Here is a 21,807-nt window from a genome sequence, read left to right on the forward strand (position 1 = left end):
AATCGCTCACCCCGCCAGTGCCTTCGGAATAGTCGCGTGTTCCGGCAGGATCACTCCGCACCCGAGGGAGGCCGCGAAGGCCGCCGCCTGGTAGCGGTAGCACCGCCGAATCTTCAAGCGCGCCTGGGTCGACAGGTCGCGCGTGATGGCTTCGATGCGCGGCAGGTCACCGCGCAACGGCTCGGTGATGGTCACCAGCGCCCCGAAGCGGGTCACACCGTGACCCCTGGCCTGCTCTTCGCGGGCCTGCTGAGTCGCGCCCACCCGCAGCGTCGCCGCTGCGGACACGACCCCGCGTTCGCTCTGTTGGGCCACCAACGCGTTCTTGAAATCGTCGTCGACGATTTCGGCGGCGTCGGCGGCCGAGTGCGGACGGTACACGATCGCGATACGTTTGCGCGGGACTTCGGGATTCGGCGCGAGCAGCCGCTGCAGCACCCGCTCGTCGACCGCGCCCTCCGGCGCCGCGTCCATCTCCCAGGTGACCGAGCGGCCACCGTCGTGCACCAGGTGATCCCACTTCTCGTCATGGGACACCGGGCCCGCGTCCGCCCAGTCCAGGCCGTGCCCCTCGGGTTCGCCCGCGGCCACTTCCAGGTCGGCCTGCGAAGCGGGGTCGTAACTGCGGCGGATGAAGGAGATCACCTCGTCGGCCGACATCGGCTGGGCGCGCACACCGGCTTCCGCGAGCGCGGCGCAGATGCCGGGCAGGCGACGCCCGATCTCGACGGCCTCCTCCGCCGGATTCTTGCGGCGCTCGGCGGTGGTGGCCTTGAACGTGATCGCCACCCGCGGCAGCAACTGCACCCGTTCCTGCGGCAGCTCGGTGGCCAGCTCGTACATCACCTGCTGGGCCAGCTCCGGCGCCTCCGGCCTGGTGATCGTGGAAACCTCGGTGAGCAAACGGTTTCCGGTCTCCGGCACGGTGTCGATGACCGGCACCACGGCGACGATGTCGCTGGTCTGGCCCACCGAGGCGAGGAAGGTGCCCCACGCCGAGACCCAGCGGTCGATCACCGGCTGGTCCACCGCCTCGTGGCCTTGCGGCCACGCGCGCAGTACCACCGTGTACTGGGCGAACTGCGGGAGGTGGATCATGCCGAAGCTGTAACCGCCCGCGTCGATGCCCTCGTACAACTTCGACGGCGCCAGCAGGCCGGGCAGGCGGGTGACGCCGCCGGGGATCCGGGAGAAGCGGCCGCCGCGGTACACGTGCTCGCCACGACTGCGCGAGCGCATCCAGTTGAACATCATCAATCCCGTCTCGTAGCCCGAACGTCCTCCGGTCCGCCACACCAGCGGGACCATCACGACGACACCGATGCCGCCGACGATCACACCCCACTGGAAGCCGCCGACCATCGCGGTGATCAGCGCCGTGATCACGACCGCGAAGCCGAGCACGGTTTCCTCCCAGCGCAGGCCGAAAAGGCCCGCGCTGCGCGGCTTCTGCCAGAGCCCGTACGAGCGCCGCTCGTAGGTGTCGGTGAGTGTCATCGCGGAATGGTGCTCCTCCCGAGGTCGGGTGAACGGTTCGTCCAGCGGTCGCCCGCGACGTCACCCATGGCTTGGTCGGCCCGGTTCAGCCCGCCGCTCGCGGCCCGCGCCGCGCCGATCCGGCCCGCCGTCCTGGCCGCTCCGGACGCTACCCCGGCCGCGCCCGCGGGTCCGGAGGCGCGCGGAGCCGCGCCGCCCTGTGGGCCGCCGCCACGCGGCGGGGTGGTCGGCCGGGGTGCGCCACCGCCGCGCGGTCCGCCCGCGCCGCCCGGACGCGGGCCGGTGCCGCTGCCGCTCACGTAACCGGCCCTACCGGGAGCCGCGGCGCTCTTGACGCCGACCGCCTTGGTGCCCATGGCGCCCAAAGCCGCCACACCGACCAGGGTGCCGCCCGCCGCGGTGAAACCGGAACCGCCGCTGCCGACGATCGCCACGGCCGGAGTGGCCAGTCGCATGAGCGCGGGCAGCACGAACGCCACGCTGCACAGCAGCACGATCGCGACCAGCATGCGCTGGGCCTGCTCACCGTCGGGCAGGCCGCCCGTCGGAGTGAGCGAGTCGACATGGCCCGCCGTGGTGAACGCGATCATGTAGACGATCGCGGCCACCGGTTTCCACAGCATGAAGGCGATGATCCAGCCGGTCAGCTTCTGATAGGACTGCTTGCCGATGTTCATCCCGGAGGCCGCCGCCGCCAGCGGCAGCACTCCGGCCGCGATCACCAGCAGGCCCTGCCGCACGATGGCGAGCACGATCTGCGCCAGCGCGCCGAGCAGGCCGACAATCGCGATGATCAGCACGAGGCCCGGCGAAAATGCTTGCAGCTTACTGGTTTTCACCATCAGCTCGGCGAGATCCTTGGCATTGCCGTTGGTCGAGTCGTCGATGATCCACTCCGCGAAGCGGTCCGACGCCTGCGTGCCCGCGACAATCACCGCGCCGAGCATCCAGGAGCTGAATATGACGCGGGTGAACATCCGGAACGATTCGGCCGCCTCGTTCATCGCGGCCCCGCGTCTGGCTTCGGCCAATCGCGCCCCGGAGAGGATCACCGACGCTATCAACAGCAGGATCTGCGCTTGATAGGTGTAGTCGTTGATCTTGGTGAACAGCGAACCGGAATCGCTGGCCGCCTCGTTGGGCACCTTCATCCAGAAGGTCAACGCCAGGATGATGGCCTCACCGAGACCGTTCATCAGCGAATCGACCACCTTGCCGAAGGTGGAATCCCAGGCCTTGTCCTTCACCGCCGTCGCCGCCTGGCCGGGATGCGAGGCGGCATTACCCGCCTTGCACGCGGCGGACGCGGCGTCGCCGAGGGAAATGCCGGGCAGGCCGACGTTGTCGAGCGTGTCGTGAATCTCGTTGCACGTCTCGTCGAAACCGTAGGTCTGGCCGTAGGCCACGGTCGGCGTCGCGATCATCACCGTGAAGATGACCGCGAGTATCGTGACTAGGCGCCTCACCATTGTGTCCACCCCTCGATGCTCAGCAGGGACTCGATCTGCACTCGCTCGTCGCCTGTCACCGTGGTGAGCTTCCAATCTCCGTCTCGCCACCGGACCGCCAGGCGCATGCCCACCCATGTTGGTTGGCCATCAACTGTTTCTCGAGCCTTTCTCGCAAACTGCACTTTCGCGAAATCATCTGCATAGCTTTCGATTCGGAACGCGTCCGAAGCGAACAACAGGGGCCTCAGCTTGTCTGGCAGGCGGTCGGACACCTTGCCCTCGGCGACCAGCCGGTCGTACTCGGCCAAGTATTGCGGCGTCACGTCGACCAGCCGGGTGAGCAGGGCGCGATCCTTGGGATTGGCGTTGGTCCGCCAGTAGATCTGCTCGGCGGCGAGCGCGGCGCCCTGCGGCGTGTGCGCGAATCCCAGCGCGGCGGAGCCGTCGATCCGGGAGGGGCCGTCGGAGGCGGAGAACCGCACGACCGGTCCACCGAACAGGCGCTGCCACACGCCCTCGCCGTTCGCGGGCGTCGGCGCGGCCGCGGTCCATGCGGGCGTGCCCGGTTGCTGCCGCTGATCCGGATGCTGTGGCAGGACGACGCCGGTCGCGCGGACGGGAACGTCTACGCGACGGCCGAACAGGTCGGTCTCCGGGTTGCCGAATGCCGCGGTCGTGGTGCCGGATTCAGGATTGCTTTCCGAGGACGCGACGGGCCCCGCGTCGCGCTCGCCGGCGGAGGCGTTGTCCCGCAGGGCGGCGACCGTCAGGGCGGCTGCCAGCGCGACGCTGATCACCGCGCCCGCGCCCATCAGCGCCAGAGGCATCCGGCCGGAACCGCGCCGGCTCACCACTGCGTCCACCCCGTCAGCGACTCGAGATACTCCATCTGCGCGTTGTTGGTGGTCGACGGCTTCAGGCGCCAGTCGCCCGCGTCCCACACCATCACCAGGCGCGTGGCCACCCACAGCCGTTTGCCGTCCACCACCGGTCCCCTGGTGGCCAGCCGGACGATGGCGAGATCGTCGGCGTAGTCGTCCACTTTGAACGCGTCCGAGGCGACGAAGTAGCGGGTCACTTTCTCCGGCTGCTGCTCGGGCAGGCGGTCGTCGGCCAGCGCCTTGTCGTAGGCGGCGATCTGCTGGGCGGAGACGCGGACCTGGCGCACGTACAGGTCGCGGTCGGCGGGACGGGCATTGAGCCGGTAGGTGATCTGCGCCGCGGCCAGTACCGCGCCCTGCGGGGTGTGCGCGTACCCGACGGCGAGGTCGTCCTCGATCCGCGTCGGCCCGTCGGAGGTGGAGAACGGGACGGAGGCGCCGTATACCCGCTGCCAGCCGTGCGGTTCGGCGGTGCCCTGCGGCGCCGCGGTCAGCCAGTCCGGGTCGGTGGGCTTGCGCTGCCGGGAGGGATCCTGCGGAAGTGGTTGTCCGGCAGGGTTGTTCGGGATGTCCACGCGCCTGCCGAGGATGTCCACCTCGGGGCTCGCGAAACCGGTGCCGCCGGAACCCTCGGTGACGGCGGGGGCACCGCCCGCCTGCTCCTCGTCGCGGCTGACGAAGACGAAGATGCCGACCACCACGATGAGCGCCAACACTGCGGCGGAGGCGACGATGCCGAAGGAGACACGGTCGCGCGCGTACGACTCCCTGTCGCTCACGTCGGTGCCTCCACTTTCACGATGTCGGTAGGTACTGCGTCGATCGGATCGATGGGTCTGGCGGTCGAATCCGGATCGGGCAGCCGTAATCTCCAGTCCTCGCCGAACCACTCGACGGCCGTGTGGTGCACCGCCTTCGATCGGTCGGAGTACTCGGTGTACACGTCGACGGTGGAATGCCGGTCGGTGTAACCGGTGATCTTGTAGCCCAGCAAACGGGGCGCGAACTCCGGGGCCGCCGGGCCCGTGATCGACAGCTGCACCCGGTTGATCGCCCACTCGTCCTTGGCCGCACCCGGAACGACCTCTCCGGCAGCCACTTTCGCCCATTGTGTGTCGGCGGCTACCGCCAGCCGCACCGAATGGGTCAACGCGGCGATGGCCGCGCCGCGCGGCGAGTGCTCGAAGCCGGTCGCCGCGCCGTCGGCCGTCGATCGCGGCCCCTGGCCGGTGTGCGGCAGCGGCACGCCTTGGAACGGCTGCCATCGCACATCGGTGGGTGCGGCCGAGAGATCCGGCCCCGCCGGGTCCGCGTTGTTGCCGCAGCCGACCGCCGCGAACAGCAGCGCGGCACCTACGACGCCGACCGCGGGGCGGCGTATGTCGCGCCGCCACGCCGCGGAATCCGCCGGCCGCAGAATTGTCGAAGTCATTCCCGCGTCGTCCCCGTCCCGCTCCGGCGGCTCACGCGGGCAGGAACGCCAGGGCGATCCCCGACGCCGTGCTCGCCACCACAGCACCCAGCAGGCTCATCAGCACGCCGTGCGAGGCGTCGTTCATGGCCAGGTCGCTGCGGAAGGTCAGCCACAGCTTCCCCGCGGACACGATCATCCAGGCGAGGCAGACCAGAAGGACGAACCACAGCAGCCAGTTCAGCAGCTGCATCAGCGGTGCGAGGACATCGGCGGGCATCTGCTTATAGGCCAGCAACTCGGCCGCGGGTATGCGCACGGTACTCATCGCGACCTCAGGTCCCGATGACGGCGTTCATGATGGTGCCCGCGCTGGTGGCGACCACGCCGCCGATCATCGCGCCCGCCACCATCTTCGGCGACTCCAGACCACCGCCGGTCCACTTCTCCCAGGCGAACTTGCCACCCGCGTAGACGATGCCGCAGATTCCGGACAACAGCACGAACCAGGTGAGATACCGCACCAGCTGCAGGATCTTCTCCGAGCCCGGCGGCGCCTCCGGCGTCGGATTACCGACTTGCGCGAGGACGGTGCCGTACGTGTCCTGCACGGCGAGGAGGAGCGTGCTCATCGGATGCCTTTCTCGAATAGTGGGTGGTTGTCGCCGTTTCGATGCGGACGATCACTCATCGGGCGGCTTTCGGAGATCCGGTGACCGGCTTTCGTAGCTGGCCTCCTCCAGTGCCGTCCGAGCGGCCGCCACGATGTCGGCGCCGAGCTCCCGGACATCGAGCGGGACTTCCTCCAGCAGATCGAGCTTGCGTTTCCTGGATGGCATCGGATCACCGGGCGACCACACCGGCAGCTGCTCCGGTTCGACCAGCGTCCACTCCTCGTACCACGGCACCTGCCACACCTGTCCGGCCAGGGAGCCGACCACGTCGCGGTAGCGCCGGATCTCGGGAGCCATCCGGCCGGGCCGCGCGGCGACGGTGATCAGGCCGAGCACGTCGGAGGGACCGGCGAAACCCGAAAGATGTTGGCGCAGAAGGTCGTGCGCACGGGACAGACCGGCGATGGTCTCTCTGGCGACGAGGACGACGAACGGACTTTCGCGGTCGAAGACGCCGGGCCAGCGGCGGCCCGAATCCGCCGCGGGCGCAAGCACATGCGCGAGGGTACTGGCTCCGGCGCCCCCGTGCACACCCAGCAGCCAGACCAGCGGCGCACGGCCGACACCCGGTACGGGGCGGTCCCAGATGGCGGCACGGCGGGACTCCGGCGGGGCGATCACACCGGCGGGCGCGGGGTCGGGCTGACGCGGAAAAATCATGGCGGCGGTCATGATGCCACCCCGGCGAGCAAGCGCCCATATGCCCGGCGCGTCTCAGCGGCCAGCGAGGCGTGCCGCACCAGCTCGCCCCGGGCCAGGTGCGGATCGTAGGGAATCTCCTCGATATCGCGGACCCAACCGGACAAGTGTTCGCGCAAATGTTCAGCAACCCGAGAGTCGTCGCCGGGGTACTGGTGGGAGACGACGATCGTCGTGTCGCCGACGACGCCGCCGCCGTGTCCTTCCCCGGTATCGCCGAACTGGTCGTCGAGCCATTCCAGCGCGACCCGCAAGCGGTTGGCGGCATCCGTGCGCGCCGGAATGGCAAGCACCAGAGCCACATCCGCGTCATCGAGCAGGGGAAGCAGTTGCCGGGCGGCAATCGGATGTCCCCCGTCGTAGACAGCGGTGTATCCGGCGTCGCGCACCGCACGGGCAACCGTGAGATAGGTCGCACGCCTGCGCAGCGGCGCGGCGTCGCGCCAGAGCAGGCCGATGCCCGAAGTCGCGCGCGACAGGCATTCCTTCACCGGGGCGGGTTCGTCGTCACCGCGTCCGTACAACCAGGATTGCAGGCTGATCGGGTGCAGATGCTCGTCCGCGCCGCGCAGCGCGAGATCGCTGCCCGCCGTGGTGGCGTCCACCGCGACCGTCGGGGTACCGCCCGTGCCGAGTTCGCCCGCCAAACCCAACGCCGTCGTGGTGGTGCCCGCACCACCGCACCCCCCGACCACCAGGATCGGCCGCGGCGCCGGATGATCCGCCTCGGAGCCGTCATCCTTGCCGCGCCGCAACCGCACCACCGGAGCCTTGGAACGCACCGGCCGGCTCGGCGCAGCGCCCTCCCCGGGCGCTTCGTCGAGCCAGCGGCTCCAGTCCTCTCCCATCGCTTCTGCTCTCCTTTATCCGGCCGCGATACCCGTGATCAGGGTGCGGCCGTCGATCACCGCGGTGGTGACCGTTTGCCTGTTGTACGTGGCGGGCGCGCCGCCGGGCCGGTACTCGGTGACCTCCACCGAGTACCGGTTGTCACCGACCGTCACGATCCGCACGCAGTGTGTCGTTCCCGCCGGGACGGAGTCGATGCCCCGCTGGATGACCCAGGCGGGCTGGACGTTGGCATCCGGCGCGACGACCGCGCGGGCGCGCTCCCCGGAGCGTTCCACGTAGTACGCGTACTGGAACGACAGCACCACTTCAGGCCCGGAACTCGTGCCGCCCGCCTCCGCGCTGCGCACGATCGCGTCACTGCGCTCGGTCGGGCAGGCGCCGGAGCCCACCGCGCGCGGATTGCCGACCGCCTGGGCGCCGCCGACGGTCAGCTGCACCGACGCGGACACATGCGAGTCTCTCGGCAGCGCGGCGCGATCGGCGGCAGCGCGCAGCAGGAGCAGCACACCCACGGCCGCGACGGCGATGATCAGCACCGCCGCGATCACGATGAGCAACAGCCGGGCCCGGCGCACGGCGGGGTGGTCGCGGGCGGCCTTCCGCAGCGCACGCGACACCGCGGGACGCGGCTGCTCGACCGGCTCGTGCTCGTCGTCGTCGGCCCACGGGAACGGCACCGGATCGACCGGCCGGGGTGCGACGTAGTCGTCGTCCGGACCGGGCGCATGGCCGGTCACCACCCAGTCCGACCACCCGCCGGTGAACTCGCTGCGCTGGGCGGGCAGGTCCGCGGGGACCTCCTCGGGCTTGCGCTGCCACGGCTCGGCGTCGTCGCGGATGTAGTCCGGGAAGCGCGCGGGCCCCTCGTCGTCCGCGGGGATGATGACATTCGCCTCATCGGGCTTGTCTTTCTCCGGTGCACCGGTCTCCGGCTCCAATGCGCCGTACCAGCGGGAAAGCTGTTTGTACGACTTCAACATTCCCCCATTCCCGCAGAGCAGGGCACGCAGTATCGCATCGTCGGACCCTCTCGGCGATCAGTTCGTGGAGAACGGGTAGGCGTTGGGTATGCCGGTTCGGTCGGTGGGCGGAATCGATGTCACGCCGCTGGATGAGGCGCCATCGGCTCCTGTCCCGAACGGAAATTGTCCCGTACCGGACGAAGTCGGCGTGGGAGACGCGCCGGAGCCGTCCCCGAAGAATCCGGTCGGTTGCTTCTCCAGCACCGGCCGTGGCTGTGCCTTGCCGCCGAAGGCGTCGGCGATGTCGCGGGCCAGCGCCGCGAGCCAGTCGGCGACGAACTGCGTGGGCGCGGCCCCGCCTGCCGAGACGGTTGCGCCGGCGTAGGCGGTGTGGCGCTGCACGGTGTCCCAGTAGCGCACCCACGTCGTCGTGTTCAGCAGTTCGCTGTTGTCGGTGATGTTCTGCACCACCGCGTCGAATGCCTGGTTGATCAGCCAGACCCCGGTGGTCGGCGGAATCAGCTGGGGAACGGCGCCGACCAGCTCGGCGCCGAGCCTGACCAGGGCGGCGGGCGGATTCGCCAGTCCCGCGGTGGCCAGCTCGGAGATGTTCGCCGAGTCGATCACCGTCCGCACCACCGCGATCACCGAGTTCAAGCCGATCATGCCGATTTTCAGCAGTGCCTGCAGCGCGCCGGGCAGATTCAGGGGCGTACGCGGGTCCGAGGCGTCCGCGAGGCGCTGCGAGATCGACTTCTCCGGCGAGATCGACAGGGTGGCCAGCGAATTGCCCTGCACGTCCTCGTCGAGCACCCGGGTCGCGGTCTTGATCGAGGTGAACGCCAGCGCCTGTGCGATCGATACCAGCGAGCCGATCGGGTCGCCGCCGCTGAGCTTGGACTGACCGGCTACGTTGGCGACCGCCCGCAGGATCGGCGCGCCGTCCGGAGCGTCGCAGGCGAGATCGCCCGCCGCGCAGAAGCTCGCCACCCGGCCGGTGAGCGCCCCGAAGTTCGCGGCCTTGTCCCGTTCCGGGCCGATGCCGCCGCCGGTGGCGGGAGCCTGCGGCAGCGCGGCGATGGATTCCAGCCGGTCGCCCGAGGTTCCCGGTGCTGGGTCCGGTGTCGTCTTCCCCGGCGCGCCGGGGAACAGCGGTGCGCCGGGATTGCGGGTCGGATCGGCGAACAACGCGACCGCGGCGACCCGCTCGGCGGGCAACACGCCGCGGCCCTGGCCGATCTCCTGCGCGAACATCGACGCGACATGCGCGCCCTGCGAGTAGCCGACCACCGCGAAACGACTGTTCGGACAAGCGTCGGCGACGGTCTCGGCCATGCTCCGCAAACGAGTGAGGCCGCCGGACACCGAATCCCAATAAGGCACCACGCCACCGGCTGTCGCCCCGCCGAAGCCGGATTCGTATGGCACGTAAGCCCGGTCGACCAGACCTGTTTCCGGAGCTTTCGCCATCATCGGCCGGAAAACAGTGGAGAGCATGCCTGTGTCGGTGCTGGGCGCGGCGTCCGGAGAGGACTCACCGGTGCCCTGAATCCCCAAGGCGTACAACGCGGGACAGGTCGCGAGACGGATCTGCGTGGAGGGCCCGGCGGGATCCGACGGCTCCGCCGCGGCGACACCGGCGGTCGCCACAGCCACGGCGAGTGCTACCAGCATCCCCGAGAGTCTTGCCGTGTATCCAGTCATAGCGATCCGCAATCAAGTCGTCTGCCGCAGGTACCTCAACGCCATGAAACGCAATAGACGGTAACAGATTCCGGCTATTACTGCCGCATCGACGGAAAACTTCCACGACACACCGAAATGAACGCACCATACGCTGGCGCGTTCCCGGTTTCAGTCCGACAAGTTTCCGACAGTCCGCTCCGGATGGCAAGCCCGAATCCGGCGGCGCGGCAACCGAAACACCTTGAGCCGTCAGCTATTCGATAGCTACTCGCGGGTCGAGGCGCGGACGATCAAGCAGCGGAGGTGACGCGGTAGACGTCGTAGACGCCCTCCACGTTGCGCACCACATTCAGCAGGTGCCCCAAGTGTTTCGGATCGCCCATCTCGAAGGTGAACTTGCTGATCGCCACGCGGTCGCCGTGCGTGGCCACCGACGCGGACAGGATGTTGACCTTCTCGTCGGCCAGTACCTTGGTCACGTCCGACAGCAGCCGCGTGCGATCGAGCGCCTCGATCTGGATAGCGACCAGGAACACCGAGGACGGCGACGGCGCCCAGGACACCTCGATGATCCGCTCGGCCTGCTCCCGCAGGGAACCGGCGTTCGTGCAGTCGGTGCGGTGCACGCTCACCGCGCCACCGCGGGTCACGAAGCCCATGATCTCGTCGCCGGGCACCGGCGTGCAGCATTTCGCCAGCTTGGCGACGGTGCCCGCAGCGCCGGGGATCAGCACGCCCGCGTCACCGGTGACCCGCTGCCTGCTCGGGGTCGTCGACGGGGTGGAGCGCTCGGCCAGCTCGTTCTCCACGTCGCCGATGCCACCGAGCTGCGCCATCAACCGCTGCACCACGTGGTGCGCGGAGACCTGGTGCTCGCCGACGGCGGTGTAGAGCGTGGAGATGTCGGTGTAGTGCAGCTCGTGGGCCACCGCGGTCATCGCGTCGACGCTCATCAACCGCTGCAGCGGCAGCCCGACGCGGCGGACCTCCTTGGAGATCTGGTCTTTGCCGCTCTCCAGCGCCTCCTCGCGGCGCTCTTTGGCGAACCATTGGCGAATCTTCGCCTTGGCGCGCGGGGACACCACGAAGTTCTGCCAGTCGCGGCTGGGTCCCGCGTTCTGCGCCTTGGAGGTGAACACCTCGACGACCTCGCCGTTCTCCAGCTGACGCTCCAGCGCGACCAGCCGCCCGTTCACCCGGGCGCCGATGCAGCGGTGCCCCACCTCGGTGTGCACGGCATAGGCGAAGTCCACCGGCGTCGACTTCTGCGGCAGCGTGATCACGTCGCCCTTCGGCGTGAACACGAAGATCTCCGGCGATTTCAGGTCGAAGCGCAGCGACTCCAGGAACTCGGCCGGGTCCGCGGCCTCCCGCTGCCAGTCCAGCAGCTGGCGCATCCACGCCATGTCGTCGACCTCGGCGGTGTCGTTGGAGTGTTTGCCCCTGGTCTCCTTGTAGCGCCAGTGCGCGGCGATGCCGAACTCCGCGGTGCGGTGCATGTCCTGGGTGCGTATCTGCACCTCCAGGGGCTTGCCGTCCGGTCCGACCACGGTGGTGTGCAGCGACTGGTAGACGCCGTAGCGCGGCTGGGCGATGTAGTCCTTGAACCGGCCCGCCATGGGCTGCCACAGCGAGTGCACGACGCCGACGGCGGCGTAGCAGTCGCGCACCTCGTCGCAGAGGATGCGGATGCCGACCAGGTCGTGGATGTCGTCGAAGTCCTTACCCTTGACGATCATCTTCTGGTAGATCGACCAGTAGTGCTTCGGGCGGCCCTCGACGATCGCGTTGATCCGGGAGGCGGCCAGCGTGTTGACGATCTCGGCGCGCACCTTCGCCAGGTAGGTGTCGCGCGAAGGCGCGCGGTCGGCGACCAGCCGGACGATCTCGTCGTATTTCTTCGGGTGCAGGATCGCGAAGGCGAGGTCCTCCAGCTCCCATTTCACCGTCGCCATACCGAGGCGATGGGCGAGCGGAGCGATGACCTCCAGCGTCTCCTTGGCCTTCTTCGCCTGCTTCTCCGGCGGCAGGAAACGCATGGTGCGCATGTTGTGCAGCCGGTCGGCCACCTTGATCACCAGCACGCGCGGGTCGCGGGCCATCGCGATGATCATCTTACGGATGGTCTCCGCCTCGGCGGCGGCGCCCAGATTGACCTTGTCCAGCTTGGTGACGCCGTCGACGAGGTGGGCGACCTCGGAGCCGAAGTCCTGGGTGAGCTGTTCGAGGCTGTATCCGGTGTCCTCCACCGTGTCGTGCAGCAGAGCGGCCACCAGCGTGGTGGTGTCCATGCCCAGTTCGGCGAGGATGTTGGCCACGGCGAGCGGATGGGTGATGTAGGGATCACCCGATTTGCGGAACTGATGCTTGTGCCGCTCGTCGGCCACGTCGAACGCGCGCTGCAGCAGCGTCAGGTTGGCCTTCGGGTACAGCTCGCGGTGCACGGTGGCCAGCGGCTCGAGCACCGGCTTGACCGCGGCGATACCGCGCTGTCCGGTCATGCGGCGGGCCAAGCGCGCCCGCACCCGGCGCGAGGCCGAGGTCGGGACCGCGGAAGAGGTGCCGGGCTGACGCGGAGGCGTCGCGTTCGCCGGCGCCTGCGGCTTCGCGGCGTCGGTGGCGCCCGCACCGTTCGGCTGCGGGCCCGACGTCGATTGCTCGACTTTCGCCTCGCCCAGATGCTGAGTCATGCCACCACCTCTCCGCGCCTCGATCGGACCACCCTATCCGACCGGTGCAACCTCCCGGACCACCAACTTTAGTCCGGGCGCAGCTGCGACGTCCGCTCCGCGAACCAAGGATGCGCACGAGGGTGTCGCGTAGAAGAACGCACGCGGGCACGCCGAGGTCCGGACTACTCCTGACAACCGTCCCATACCGGATGCTCGTGATGCGCCGGACGTGGTAGCCGTCCTGCGATCCACCACCACTGATATACCGTCCCACCTGCGACAATCAACACTTCGACCGCATCTGGGCGAGTTTGCTCGGCTCATCGATCCGGACGTATCGACCCGCGGATCGGAGCGCGAGCCCCCGCAGACGAGGCCGGGGCGGGCAGGTCAGCGGATCGCGGCGGGCAGGGGTTCGGTCAACGGCGTCCGCGCGGGTCCCGGCTCGGGGCGCAGCGAGCGGCCGTCGAGGTCGGCGCCGGGGGCGACGTCGAGGAGGTCGAGCACCGTGGGGGTGATGTCGACCAGGGTCGCTCGGGTACTGGTGGCGCCGGGCCGGAACTCCGGGCCGCGAGCGATGACGAAGTTGGTCGTCTCGTCCGGGGATTGGCCGCCGTGCCCGCCCCTGGGCCGGTGGCCGTGGTCGGCGGTGACGAGTACGGTCCACCGTTCGGCGGGATGGGCGGCGGCGCGGGCGTCGACGGCGGCGACGATGCGGCCGACCAGAGCGTCGATGCGCGTGACGGCGTCCAGGTAGGCCCGCGAAGCGCCGCCCGCGTCGTGACCGGCGCGGTCGACTTGGTCCAGATGGGTGAACAGCAGGTCGGGCGCGAATCGGCCGATCGCGGCGACCACGGCGTCGGTGGTGGCGGCGTCGGTGCGGGACTCGTCCGGGTCGTCCGGCACGGGCGCGGTGGAGACGACGACGTCGGCGCGCGGGTCGCCGCTGCCGGTCATGGTGGCGATCTGGTCCCAGGTGGCGATGGACTGGGTCTTCAGCGCCGGTCGAGCCCGCTCGAGCCGGGTGAACACCGTCGGGTACCGCGCGAACGGGGCGGCGGTGAACCGGTTGTCGGTAATGCCGTGTTTGCGATCCCACACGCCGGTCAGCACGGTGGCCCAGGACGGACCCGAGATGCTGATGTGCGGAGCGATCGAGGAACGGCTCAGCAAGCCTTCTCCGCTCAGCCGCAGCAGATTCGGCGCCCGCACCTGCTCGACCTTGCCGTACATCAGGCCGTCCAGGCCGATCACGACCACCTTGGCCGTCGGAACCTCCCCCTCGGCGACTCCGGTCGCGGACAGCGGAAGCAAGACCGCCGCCGCGGCGGCAACGACTTTGGACAGCAGTCGCGCTCGGCTCATACCGCGACCATGCGGGACCGGCGGGCAGGCGCGATAGCCCGATACGGCAGTGTTCATGGACGTTTCATCGAGGGCCACACTGTCGGTAGCCTCACTGAACACGCCCTGAACAAGGAATAGCGGCAAGCTATATCCGAACTTCACGGCCGGTCGCGGGCAGGTGAACGCCGAGTTCCGGAGCCGGGTGCCGATCGATCGGCGCGCACGGCTTTCGCACCATCGCTTGACACGCCTTCGCCGCTGTGGCCGACTGGCCGTCGTGACCGCAGCGCGCAGCACCGAATGCCTCCGCGTCGCCGCCGTCGGCGATCTGCATATGCGCGCGGCGGTCGCCGGACGTTTCCGTCCCGACTTCCTGCGGCTTTCCGCGAACGCCGACATCCTCTTGCTGGCAGGCGATCTCACCGATGGCGGCACCCGCGCGGAGTCGGAATTGCTCTGTGCCGAACTCGGCGGTCTTCCCGTACCGGTGGTCGCCGTGCTCGGCAATCACGACCACGATCAACGATCGGGTCACCTGATCGCGGCACAGCTCACCGCGTTGGGCGTCCACGTGCTGGACGGCACCGCGATCAGCCTCGACATCGGGGGAATCCGGGTGGGCATCGCCGGAGTCATGGGCGGCAGCGGCGGCTTCCCTGGCCATCCCGGCACACCGGAGGAGGGTTCCGCCGAACACCGCGCCCGCATGCGCCGCGGCCCACTCGACGCCCTTCGCCTCCGCCAGGCACTCGACCGGCTCGACTGCGAAACCCGCATCGCGCTCACGCATTTCGCGCCGGTCATCGACACGTTGGCCGGCGAACCGCCCAAGATCTACGCCGGACTCGGCTGCCATGATCTGGCCGTGGCCATCGACGCGGGCAGAGCGGTGCTGGCCGTCCACGGACATGCCCACGGTGGAACGGAATTCGGGCGCACCCAGGGCGGCGTGCCGGTGCGCAACGTCTCCTACCCCGTGCTCGGGCGCACCTACGCCGTCTATGAGGTCGCTCCCGGCCCGCGTCCGGCGGATCGCGAGCAAGTACCGTCCCCGCCATGACGGTCGCCCGCTCGTTGCTGTTGTTCGCCCTCGCCGCGCTCGCCGAGATCGGCGGCGCCTGGCTGGTGTGGCAGGGCTGGCGGGAACAGCGTGGCGTCGTCTGGATCGCCGCGGGCGTTCTCGCTCTCGGCGCCTACGGCTTCGTGGCGACCTTCCAGCCGGACCCGAACTTCGGCCGGATCCTCGCCGCCTACGGTGGTGTCTTCGTCGCGGGATCGCTGGCCTGGGGCATGCTGGTGGACAAGTTCCGCCCCGATCGCTGGGACTATCTGGGCGCGGCGATCTGCCTGGTGGGGGTCGCGATCATCATGTACGCACCGCGCCGCTGACCGCGGGCATTTCGACCTCGACATCGCGCACTGTCGTTCACTCTTGCGCGCCGAAGGCCCACACTGCCGCGGGCCGGCCGGTCGCTTTGACGCGACGCCGTTCGGTGGTGCGCGCCAGGCCCGGGATCGCCGCCAGCGTCCGGTTCAGGTTCGCGGCGTCGGGACGGGCTCCGGACAGCGCTGTGACGGCCTCCACCGCCTTGGTCGCCGGAAATTCCTCGCCGAGCAGGGCCCTGGTGAATGTCAGGTCCTTCCACAGCAACCGCGTCAGGACACCGCGGGCCACCGCGACGATGCGATTGTGGTCGAAGGCCAGTTCGGGCACCTCGTCGAATGCGGTCCACCGCGCCGGTCCCTCGTGCGGTCCCACCACCGCCCACATCGCGATCGAGAGCGTCGGCCCGCGCGGGTCGCGGTTCGGTTCGTCGAAGGTCACCAATTGCCCCACCGAGCCGATGGCGGCCTCCGGGACGTCCAATTTGGTGTGCACCGCGCGCCGTGCCGCGACGGCCAGCCGCTCCCCCCGTCCGAGCAGCACACCGGGCAAGGCGAGCTGCCCCGCGAACGGTTCCATCGCGCGGGGTGCGATCCCGAATCGGACGCCGCCGTCCTCGTCCCAGAACCGCAACGCCACGACATCCACCGACACAACGGACTGCTCCACGGCCACCCATCCTGCCCGACCCGCCACGCGGCAGGCGGACCCGTCTCGCGGAATGTCTTCGCCGACGGTCACGCCGCGACGGGATACGCCGTGCGGGTGCGGTGGCGGCGGCCGGGGCCGTCGGCGGTGAGCGCGACCGGCACACCGAGCGTCCTGGCCAGCCATGGCACCGGGTCGTCCGGCATTTCGGCGAGGACGGGCTCGGCGCGCGCGAGCAACCGGGTCAACTCCCGCTGGTGGTCGAGGTCCCGCCCGCGTCCGGCGGGCACCCGGTCCCAGGCGGCGCCGTCCACGGTGTAACCGGTTGCGGCGTAACGCCTTCCGGGCGCGTCGAGGTGGTTGACGGCGAGACCGTCGACACCGCCCGAGACCTCGATGGCGTAGCGCAGCAGCACCGTGTCCAAGTGCCCGAGACGGAATTCGCCTTGGTAGCGGCCTGCCGCATTGTGCGGCTCGGGCAGGGTGAGGCCCGGGTCCTCGGTGGGGAACGGGCCTGCGCCGTGGCGGGTCTGATAGGTGCGGGTGACGCCGAGCACATAACCGCGCGCGCCGATCTCGGCGAGCATCGCGTGCGCGTTGCACGGCTCCACCGTCGACCAGGTGGTGTGCGGATGGAACCCGCGCCATTCGTCGAGCAGGACGCCTTGGGCGCCTTCGAACACCACCGTGCCGCGCCGCGCGAACCGAGCCAGCTGGTCGTCGCCGACGATCGGGACCGCTGCGGCGAACTCCCGGTACATGTCGACCAGGTCATCGATCGGCTCGTAACGATGTTCGCTCGACGCGATCAGCGGCTCGTAGTACGCCGCCAGCGCCCGCAGCTTGCGGCGCAGCACCCGGGGTCGCAGGCAATCCGACACGGTCGGTGCCGTGTGCGCCAGCGCGTACCCTGCGGTCTCGCCTATCCCACGGCCGCACGAACCGTGCCGCGCGCGGCCCCGCGCATCCTCGCGGGCACGGTTGGCGGCGATGTGGATCGGTGTGGTGAGCAACGCCCGCCCGTCGATCCGTAACAACGACAGCGGATCCCGGACGCCCAGCGCGGCCAACCCGCGCGCCTCGGCGGCCAGCGCGATCGGTTCGACCAGCATGTGCCGCGACAGCAGTGTCGGGACGCCCGCGAACGTCCCCGATCCGAACTGCGCGAACGTGTGATGCCGTCCGTCGGCGATCACGTTGTGCGCCGCCTGCGCCCCGCCGTTGAACCGGACCACGGCGGCGACCTCGAATCCCGACTCGGGGGCGCACAGCCAGTCGACCGTCGCGCCCTTGCCCGCGTCCCCGAAACCGAGATCCACGACGATGATGTGCGACCCGGACATCGCCCGCCCCGGCTTCAACCGCGGCCGCGCGGCAATGCCCGCGCCCGCCCGCCGTCGGCCCCGAGCGCCTTACCCACCGACGCGGCCTCGGCCCCGGATCCGACATCCCGCAAATCCGCCAGCCCGGCGGCCAGGTCGACGCGACCTTCCGCCATTCCGATCGTCAGCGCGATGAGTTCGCACACCGCGGCCGGGTCGTCCAGGCGCAGGAAGTTCTGGCCGAGCAGATCACGCCAGTGCTCGGCGATCTCCGGGTCGTGGAAGTAGCTCGACTGGTTGGGCAGGATGTAGTGCACGTGCCAGCGCTCGGCGAGCTCGCGGTAGACGGATTCCACCGAGATGTCCTGGCGCACACTGTCGCCGATGATCGCGCGGATGTGGCGGGAGGCCAGCCGCGGCTTGTTCAGCTCGTCGCCGATCAGGAACAGGTAGCCCTTCTTGCGCCGCTTGTCCCACGCGTCGGTCGCGATGTGCGTGGCCAGGAAGTAGGCGGCCAGTTCGTAGCTTTCGGACTTCTGCCCACCGCCGCCGCCCTCCAGGAAGATGGCGCGCAACTGCTCGTCCATCCGGTTGTCGGATTCGAACTGGCCGATCTGCAACGGCACGCGGTCGGTGTCCGCGTCGCCGATCGCGCCGAACAGGATCTGCGGGTCGTCCGCATAGCCCTTGCGCCGCAACAGACCGTGCAGGGTACCCAGCTTGTCCTGCATGATCCGCGGCACCCGCCCCATCGATCCGGTGACGTCGAACAGCACCGCGATGGGCAGCGAGCAGCCGTGCTCGGCCGAATCCCGGCATTCGCGCGCCGTGACGCCGAGTGGATCCAGCGTCGGGTGCACCCGCCACTCGGCGTGCGGCTCGGCCCGCATGTCGGCGGTGTAGCCGAAGTCGTCGATGCCGCGAGCGGCACGGAAGGTCTTCGCCGCGCGGTAGGCGGAGTCGTCCCAGTTTCCGTATCCCATGTGATCACGCCCTCTCTTTGTTTTAGTGTAAGTGACTAAAACTAGACCGGTCAAGGAGCGCCCATCGGCCGTCCGCCCGAGCTACGGGTAGTACCTCGACGACGCGCACCGGAGCCGGGCACCCCAACCGATGCCTGGCTCCCGTGCGCGTGCAGGTCTGCATGCTCGCAGCCCGCGCGGTTCGTCGCCCCCCCTGCTATCGGGCACCGCTGCCGGCTCGTCCTCCGCCCGGACGCAGCGTGGGAACGGTTACCGCGCCCCGAAGCGGCGCCCGAGACCGGCCGTCAGGCCACGAGCGTCTCCGCCAATCCCTCCGCGGTGAGCTCGAGACGACGAGTCACCCCGATGTCGTCGAGAAAACGCGGATCGTGGCTGACCACGATCAGCGCGCCCTCGAAGCTCGCCAGCGCCTGGGTCAGGTGCTCCAGGCTGGGCAGGTCGAGATTGTTGGTCGGCTCGTCCAGCAGCAGCAGCCGCGGCGCCGGATCGGCCAGCAGCAGCATGGCCAGCGCCGCGCGCAACCGTTCACCGCCCGACAGTGCCGCGGCCGCGACGTCGGCGTCCGCGCCACGGAACAGGAATCGGGCCAGCTGCGCCCGGATCCGCTCCGCGGACGCGTGCGGCGCCGTCGAGGCGACGTTCTCGAAGACCGATCGCCGCTCGTCGAACACGTCCAGCCGCTGCGGCAGCATCCGCCACGGCACCTTCGGCCCCTCCTGCGCGATGCGCCGCAGCAACGTCGTCTTGCCGACGCCGTTGCGGCCGGTCAGCGCGATCCGCTCCGGACCGGACACCCGCAACGTCACCGTTGGCCCGCACGCCAGCTCGACCCGGTCCAGTTCGATCACGTCCTGGCCGGGATACAACCGCGTGCCGGGTAGCTCCACCCGGATCTCCCGATCGTCGCGCAACAGCTCCTTCGCCTGCTCGAGCTGTTCCTTGGCGGTGTCCAGCTTCTCGATGTGGTTGTTGCGCAGCTTGCCGGCCGACACCTGCGCCTGCCGTTTGCGTTCGTTCATGATGATCTTCGGCTCGCGCTTCTGATCCCACATCTTCTGCCCGTATCGCTGCCTGCGGTCCAGCTTGACGCGCGCCTCGACAAGTTCGCGGGCCTGCTTGCGGACATCGCTGCGCGCGTCGCGGATCGCGGCGCGAGCCGCTTCCTGCTCGGCCGCGACGATCCGCTCGTACTCGCTGAAATTCCCGCCGAACAGCCGCAATTCGCCGTGGCGCAGCTCCGCGATGGTGGTCATCCGCTCGAGCAGCTCACGATCATGGCTGACCGTCAGCACCGTGCCGGAGAACTGCCCGACCACCTCGTAGAGGCGTGCGCGCGCCACCCGGTCCAGGTTGTTCGTCGGTTCGTCCAGCAGCAGCACGTCCGGCTCGGCGAGCAGCTCGGCGATCAGTCCGAGCAGCACCGTCTCGCCGCCGGAGAGGGTGTCGAGCGTGCGATCGAGCTGCTCCACCGAGTCGGCGACGTAGTGCAGGCCGAGGCGGGCCAGCAACGCCAACGCCCGCTCCTCGACATCCCAGTGATTACCGACCAGATCGAAGTCGGCCTCACCGCCCGACCCGGACTCGATGCGGTGCAATGCCTTTCGCACCCGCGCGATGCCCAGCACCGCATCGACGCGCTGCCCCGCACCCAGGCCGAGATCTTGGCGCAGATACCCGAGATGCCCGGTGACGGTGACGGACCCGCGAACGGGCTTCAGCTCCCCTGCGATCAACCGCAGCAAAGTGGATTTGCCCGCACCGTTACCGCCCACCAAGCCGATGTGACCGGGACCGAGGACGGCGTCGAGGCCGTCGAAAACGGGGGTGCCGTCCGGCCAGCCGAAAGTGAGATCGGAAAAAGACAGATTAGCCATGCCTGCTCCTGGAGGTTGCGACGAATGACGGCGCGCGAATGCGGGCCGCACGAGTGGCTACCTCAAATGAGCAACGGCAGAACTCCGATCAACGGGGATAAGACCTGTCCAGATTAAACACAACTCCGGCGAATGCGCCAGTGCAATTCGGATCACACGTCCGCTTCAGGACGACGCGCCGATGACGGCGGCCACGGCCGCGGGGAGCGGATAGGGACGTTCCTCGGGGAGAGCCCGCGCCGCCGCCGCCAACTCCCCCGCGGCTGTCATCCGGCGCAGCTGCCGCGCCTCCTCGGTGACATCGCGGATTCCGGTGATCCATCGGTCGAGGTAGTGCTCCACCGCGATACCCGCCAAGCCCACCTGCACAGAGCGGTACGACAGCGGCCGGTGTGCGAGATCTCGTTCGGGGTCCCACTGGATGCGCGCCGGACTCGTTCTGAGCCGCTCCGCCCACGCCCGCCGATCCGGGAACAGTTTCGGCTCGTAGTGGCTGAGGCAGGCATGCGCCAGCGCCCACTCGAACCCGGAACGGGTGATCGTGATCGCCAGAACTCGTTCCTGGCCGGGTTTGCTCGCCCAGCCGCAGCGATACATCATCCACAGGAACGAGGGCTTGATCCACGTCATCCGCTCGCGGCGGAACGGGGCGACGAAAGTCCCTGCGGCCAGGGCGGATTCCGCGATCTCCGGGGCGTATGCCTGATAGACGACGATCGTGTTCTCGTCGTAGACCGCCCGGATCCGGCGCGTCGGCTCGTCAGCTCGCATGCCGCGATCCTGACAGCCACCGGGGTCAGGGGCAACGGATTTCCGTTACCCGCGACCCGCCGCGAGTGGCGAGCGGATCCGTGGCATGGCTCAGAGTTTGACGATGGAGGTCAGCGGGTAGTCGCCCTGCCGTGCGCGCCCGCCGAGGAAGCCGAGTTCCAGCACCACCGCGGCGGCGGCCACCTCGGCGCCCGCCTGCTTGAAGATCTCGGCCGCGGCGGCGAGCGTGCCGCCGGTGGCGAGCACGTCGTCCAGCAACAGGATGCGACGGCCCGCCAATTCGATGCCGTCCGCGGGAATCTCCAACGCGGCGGTGCCGTACTCGAGGCTGTACTCGCGGCTGATCACCGGCGGTGGCAGCTTGCCCGCCTTGCGGATGGCGAGCACGCCGGTGCCGAGGGACGCGGCGACACCGGCGCCGAGCAGGAAGCCGCGAGCGTCGACGCCCGCCACCAGATCGGCGTCGGGCGCGCACGCGGCCAGGCAGTCGACCACAGAGCGGAAGCCCTCGGCGTCGGCGAACACCGGGGTGAGATCCGCGAAACGCACACCGGCCGTGGGAAAGTCGTCGTGCCAACGGGTCAAACGGTCGACCACCTCGGCGGCTTTGGTGGTCCGTTCGGCGGCTACGTCCGCGGATTCGATCGCCGCGTGCTTACTCATCGACACCTCTCCATGATCCCATCACCCACA

At 69.4% G+C, this 21,807-nt stretch carries 21 protein-coding genes; 2 read left to right on the forward strand and 19 right to left on the reverse strand.

What is annotated here, in order from left to right; all coding sequences use genetic code 11:
* Positions 1-6 precede the first annotated feature (6 nt).
* The 13 genes from ABZ803_RS04075 to ABZ803_RS04135 all read right to left on the reverse strand — a co-directional run bounded on the left by ABZ803_RS04075 (position 7) and on the right by ABZ803_RS04135 (position 14,150).
* The gene (locus tag ABZ803_RS04075; RefSeq protein ID WP_062973526.1) at positions 7-1,497 is read right to left on the reverse strand and encodes an SCO6880 family protein; all 1,491 of its coding nucleotides are present in this window, start codon (positions 1,495-1,497) and stop codon (positions 7-9) included.
* A complete protein-coding gene (locus ABZ803_RS04080) occupies positions 1,494-2,966 on the reverse strand; it encodes a hypothetical protein (protein WP_357032444.1) in 1,473 nt (490 codons plus the stop codon). Before ABZ803_RS04080 ends, ABZ803_RS04075 begins: the two co-directional genes overlap by 4 nt.
* Positions 2,960-3,775: a hypothetical protein gene (locus ABZ803_RS04085; protein WP_357032447.1), complete on the reverse strand. Its 816-nt coding sequence runs from the start codon at positions 3,773-3,775 to the stop codon at positions 2,960-2,962. Before ABZ803_RS04085 ends, ABZ803_RS04080 begins: the two co-directional genes overlap by 7 nt.
* A gap of 20 nt (positions 3,776-3,795) precedes the next feature.
* Positions 3,796-4,608: a hypothetical protein gene (locus ABZ803_RS04090; RefSeq protein WP_357032450.1), complete on the reverse strand. Its 813-nt coding sequence runs from the start codon at positions 4,606-4,608 to the stop codon at positions 3,796-3,798.
* Positions 4,605-5,261 (reverse strand): hypothetical protein, encoded by a 657-nt coding sequence (locus ABZ803_RS04095; protein ID WP_357032453.1) that lies wholly within the window; start codon positions 5,259-5,261, stop codon positions 4,605-4,607. The genes ABZ803_RS04090 and ABZ803_RS04095 overlap by 4 nt, the downstream gene beginning before the upstream one ends.
* A gap of 31 nt (positions 5,262-5,292) precedes the next feature.
* On the reverse strand, positions 5,293-5,568 hold the full coding sequence (locus tag ABZ803_RS04100) for a hypothetical protein (protein ID WP_357032456.1): 276 nt from the start codon (positions 5,566-5,568) through the stop codon (positions 5,293-5,295).
* Positions 5,569-5,575: 7 nt separating this feature from the next.
* Entirely contained in the window at positions 5,576-5,872 is a 297-nt protein-coding gene (locus tag ABZ803_RS04105) for a hypothetical protein (RefSeq protein WP_039799032.1), read from the reverse strand.
* 51 nt (positions 5,873-5,923) lie between these two features.
* On the reverse strand, positions 5,924-6,586 hold the full coding sequence (locus tag ABZ803_RS04110; protein WP_357032459.1) for a DUF6668 family protein: 663 nt from the start codon (positions 6,584-6,586) through the stop codon (positions 5,924-5,926).
* On the reverse strand, positions 6,583-7,461 hold the full coding sequence (locus ABZ803_RS04115) for a hypothetical protein (RefSeq protein WP_357032462.1): 879 nt from the start codon (positions 7,459-7,461) through the stop codon (positions 6,583-6,585). Before ABZ803_RS04115 ends, ABZ803_RS04110 begins: the two co-directional genes overlap by 4 nt.
* Positions 7,462-7,476: 15 nt before the next feature.
* Positions 7,477-8,445 (reverse strand): hypothetical protein, encoded by a 969-nt coding sequence (locus tag ABZ803_RS04120; protein ID WP_357032464.1) that lies wholly within the window; start codon positions 8,443-8,445, stop codon positions 7,477-7,479.
* Positions 8,446-8,502: 57 nt separating this feature from the next.
* Positions 8,503-10,101 (reverse strand): cutinase family protein, encoded by a 1,599-nt coding sequence (locus tag ABZ803_RS04125; RefSeq protein WP_357032467.1) that lies wholly within the window; start codon positions 10,099-10,101, stop codon positions 8,503-8,505.
* Positions 10,102-10,403: 302 nt separating this feature from the next.
* Positions 10,404-12,803 carry a RelA/SpoT family protein gene (locus tag ABZ803_RS04130; RefSeq protein ID WP_357032470.1) on the reverse strand — a complete coding sequence of 800 codons (2,400 nt, stop codon included), beginning with the start codon at positions 12,801-12,803 and terminating at the stop codon, positions 10,404-10,406.
* A gap of 372 nt (positions 12,804-13,175) precedes the next feature.
* Positions 13,176-14,150, reverse strand: coding sequence for an alkaline phosphatase family protein (locus ABZ803_RS04135; RefSeq protein ID WP_357032473.1), 975 nt, complete (start codon positions 14,148-14,150; stop codon positions 13,176-13,178).
* A 259-nt stretch (positions 14,151-14,409) separates the two neighbouring features.
* Here ABZ803_RS04135 and ABZ803_RS04140 point away from each other — a divergent pair, with 259 nt between their 5' ends.
* Together ABZ803_RS04140 and ABZ803_RS04145 are read left to right on the forward strand one after the other, a co-directional pair.
* Complete coding sequence (locus tag ABZ803_RS04140) at positions 14,410-15,192, forward strand: metallophosphoesterase (protein WP_357032475.1); 783 nt, start codon at positions 14,410-14,412, stop codon at positions 15,190-15,192.
* Positions 15,189-15,521, forward strand: coding sequence for a YnfA family protein (locus ABZ803_RS04145; RefSeq protein WP_040867681.1), 333 nt, complete (start codon positions 15,189-15,191; stop codon positions 15,519-15,521). The genes ABZ803_RS04140 and ABZ803_RS04145 overlap by 4 nt, the downstream gene beginning before the upstream one ends.
* Positions 15,522-15,558: 37 nt before the next feature.
* Here ABZ803_RS04145 and ABZ803_RS04150 read toward each other — a convergent pair whose 3' ends face one another.
* From ABZ803_RS04150 to ABZ803_RS04175, 6 genes are all read right to left on the reverse strand, one after another.
* Complete coding sequence (locus ABZ803_RS04150) at positions 15,559-16,185, reverse strand: NUDIX hydrolase (protein WP_357032478.1); 627 nt, start codon at positions 16,183-16,185, stop codon at positions 15,559-15,561.
* A gap of 68 nt (positions 16,186-16,253) precedes the next feature.
* Positions 16,254-17,507 carry an adenylosuccinate synthetase gene (locus ABZ803_RS04155; RefSeq protein WP_357032481.1) on the reverse strand — a complete coding sequence of 418 codons (1,254 nt, stop codon included), beginning with the start codon at positions 17,505-17,507 and terminating at the stop codon, positions 16,254-16,256.
* A gap of 14 nt (positions 17,508-17,521) precedes the next feature.
* Positions 17,522-18,469 (reverse strand): hypothetical protein, encoded by a 948-nt coding sequence (locus ABZ803_RS04160; protein ID WP_357032483.1) that lies wholly within the window; start codon positions 18,467-18,469, stop codon positions 17,522-17,524.
* Between the two features lie 284 nt (positions 18,470-18,753).
* A complete protein-coding gene (locus ABZ803_RS04165) occupies positions 18,754-20,343 on the reverse strand; it encodes an ATP-binding cassette domain-containing protein (protein ID WP_357032486.1) in 1,590 nt (529 codons plus the stop codon).
* A gap of 165 nt (positions 20,344-20,508) precedes the next feature.
* The gene (locus ABZ803_RS04170; protein ID WP_357032489.1) at positions 20,509-21,114 is read right to left on the reverse strand and encodes a DUF4291 domain-containing protein; all 606 of its coding nucleotides are present in this window, start codon (positions 21,112-21,114) and stop codon (positions 20,509-20,511) included.
* A 90-nt stretch (positions 21,115-21,204) separates the two neighbouring features.
* On the reverse strand, positions 21,205-21,777 hold the full coding sequence (locus tag ABZ803_RS04175; RefSeq protein ID WP_357032492.1) for an adenine phosphoribosyltransferase: 573 nt from the start codon (positions 21,775-21,777) through the stop codon (positions 21,205-21,207).
* Positions 21,778-21,807 lie beyond the last annotated feature (30 nt).

Source organism: Nocardia sp. NPDC047648, from assembly GCF_040642815.1.
GTDB classification, from domain to species: domain Bacteria; phylum Actinomycetota; class Actinomycetes; order Mycobacteriales; family Mycobacteriaceae; genus Nocardia; species Nocardia gamkensis.

What these genes read in the sequence shown, in the direction of transcription:
- ABZ803_RS04110 (WP_357032459.1), bottom strand. Translation starts at nt 6,586, where the DNA reads ATGACCGCCGCCATGATTTTTCCGCGTCAGCCCGACCCCGCGCCCGCC.
- ABZ803_RS04095 (WP_357032453.1), bottom strand. Translation starts at nt 5,261, where the DNA reads ATGACTTCGACAATTCTGCGGCCGGCGGATTCCGCGGCGTGGCGGCGC.
- ABZ803_RS04160 (WP_357032483.1), bottom strand. Translation starts at nt 18,469, where the DNA reads ATGGGATACGGAAACTGGGACGACTCCGCCTACCGCGCGGCGAAGACC.
- ABZ803_RS04145 (WP_040867681.1), top strand. Translation starts at nt 15,189, where the DNA reads ATGACGGTCGCCCGCTCGTTGCTGTTGTTCGCCCTCGCCGCGCTCGCC.
- ABZ803_RS04120 (WP_357032464.1), bottom strand. Translation starts at nt 8,445, where the DNA reads ATGTTGAAGTCGTACAAACAGCTTTCCCGCTGGTACGGCGCATTGGAG.
- ABZ803_RS04105 (WP_039799032.1), bottom strand. Translation starts at nt 5,872, where the DNA reads ATGAGCACGCTCCTCCTCGCCGTGCAGGACACGTACGGCACCGTCCTC.
- ABZ803_RS04115 (WP_357032462.1), bottom strand. Translation starts at nt 7,461, where the DNA reads ATGGGAGAGGACTGGAGCCGCTGGCTCGACGAAGCGCCCGGGGAGGGC.
- ABZ803_RS04170 (WP_357032489.1), bottom strand. Translation starts at nt 21,114, where the DNA reads ATGCGAGCTGACGAGCCGACGCGCCGGATCCGGGCGGTCTACGACGAG.
- ABZ803_RS04135 (WP_357032473.1), bottom strand. Translation starts at nt 14,150, where the DNA reads ATGAGCCGAGCGCGACTGCTGTCCAAAGTCGTTGCCGCCGCGGCGGCG.
- ABZ803_RS04175 (WP_357032492.1), bottom strand. Translation starts at nt 21,777, where the DNA reads ATGAGTAAGCACGCGGCGATCGAATCCGCGGACGTAGCCGCCGAACGG.
- ABZ803_RS04130 (WP_357032470.1), bottom strand. Translation starts at nt 12,803, where the DNA reads ATGACTCAGCATCTGGGCGAGGCGAAAGTCGAGCAATCGACGTCGGGC.
- ABZ803_RS04100 (WP_357032456.1), bottom strand. Translation starts at nt 5,568, where the DNA reads ATGAGTACCGTGCGCATACCCGCGGCCGAGTTGCTGGCCTATAAGCAG.
- ABZ803_RS04125 (WP_357032467.1), bottom strand. Translation starts at nt 10,101, where the DNA reads ATGCTGGTAGCACTCGCCGTGGCTGTGGCGACCGCCGGTGTCGCCGCG.
- ABZ803_RS04165 (WP_357032486.1), bottom strand. Translation starts at nt 20,343, where the DNA reads ATGGCTAATCTGTCTTTTTCCGATCTCACTTTCGGCTGGCCGGACGGC.
- ABZ803_RS04085 (WP_357032447.1), bottom strand. Translation starts at nt 3,775, where the DNA reads ATGCCTCTGGCGCTGATGGGCGCGGGCGCGGTGATCAGCGTCGCGCTG.
- ABZ803_RS04155 (WP_357032481.1), bottom strand. Translation starts at nt 17,507, where the DNA reads ATGTCCGGGTCGCACATCATCGTCGTGGATCTCGGTTTCGGGGACGCG.
- ABZ803_RS04080 (WP_357032444.1), bottom strand. Translation starts at nt 2,966, where the DNA reads ATGGTGAGGCGCCTAGTCACGATACTCGCGGTCATCTTCACGGTGATG.
- ABZ803_RS04075 (WP_062973526.1), bottom strand. Translation starts at nt 1,497, where the DNA reads ATGACACTCACCGACACCTACGAGCGGCGCTCGTACGGGCTCTGGCAG.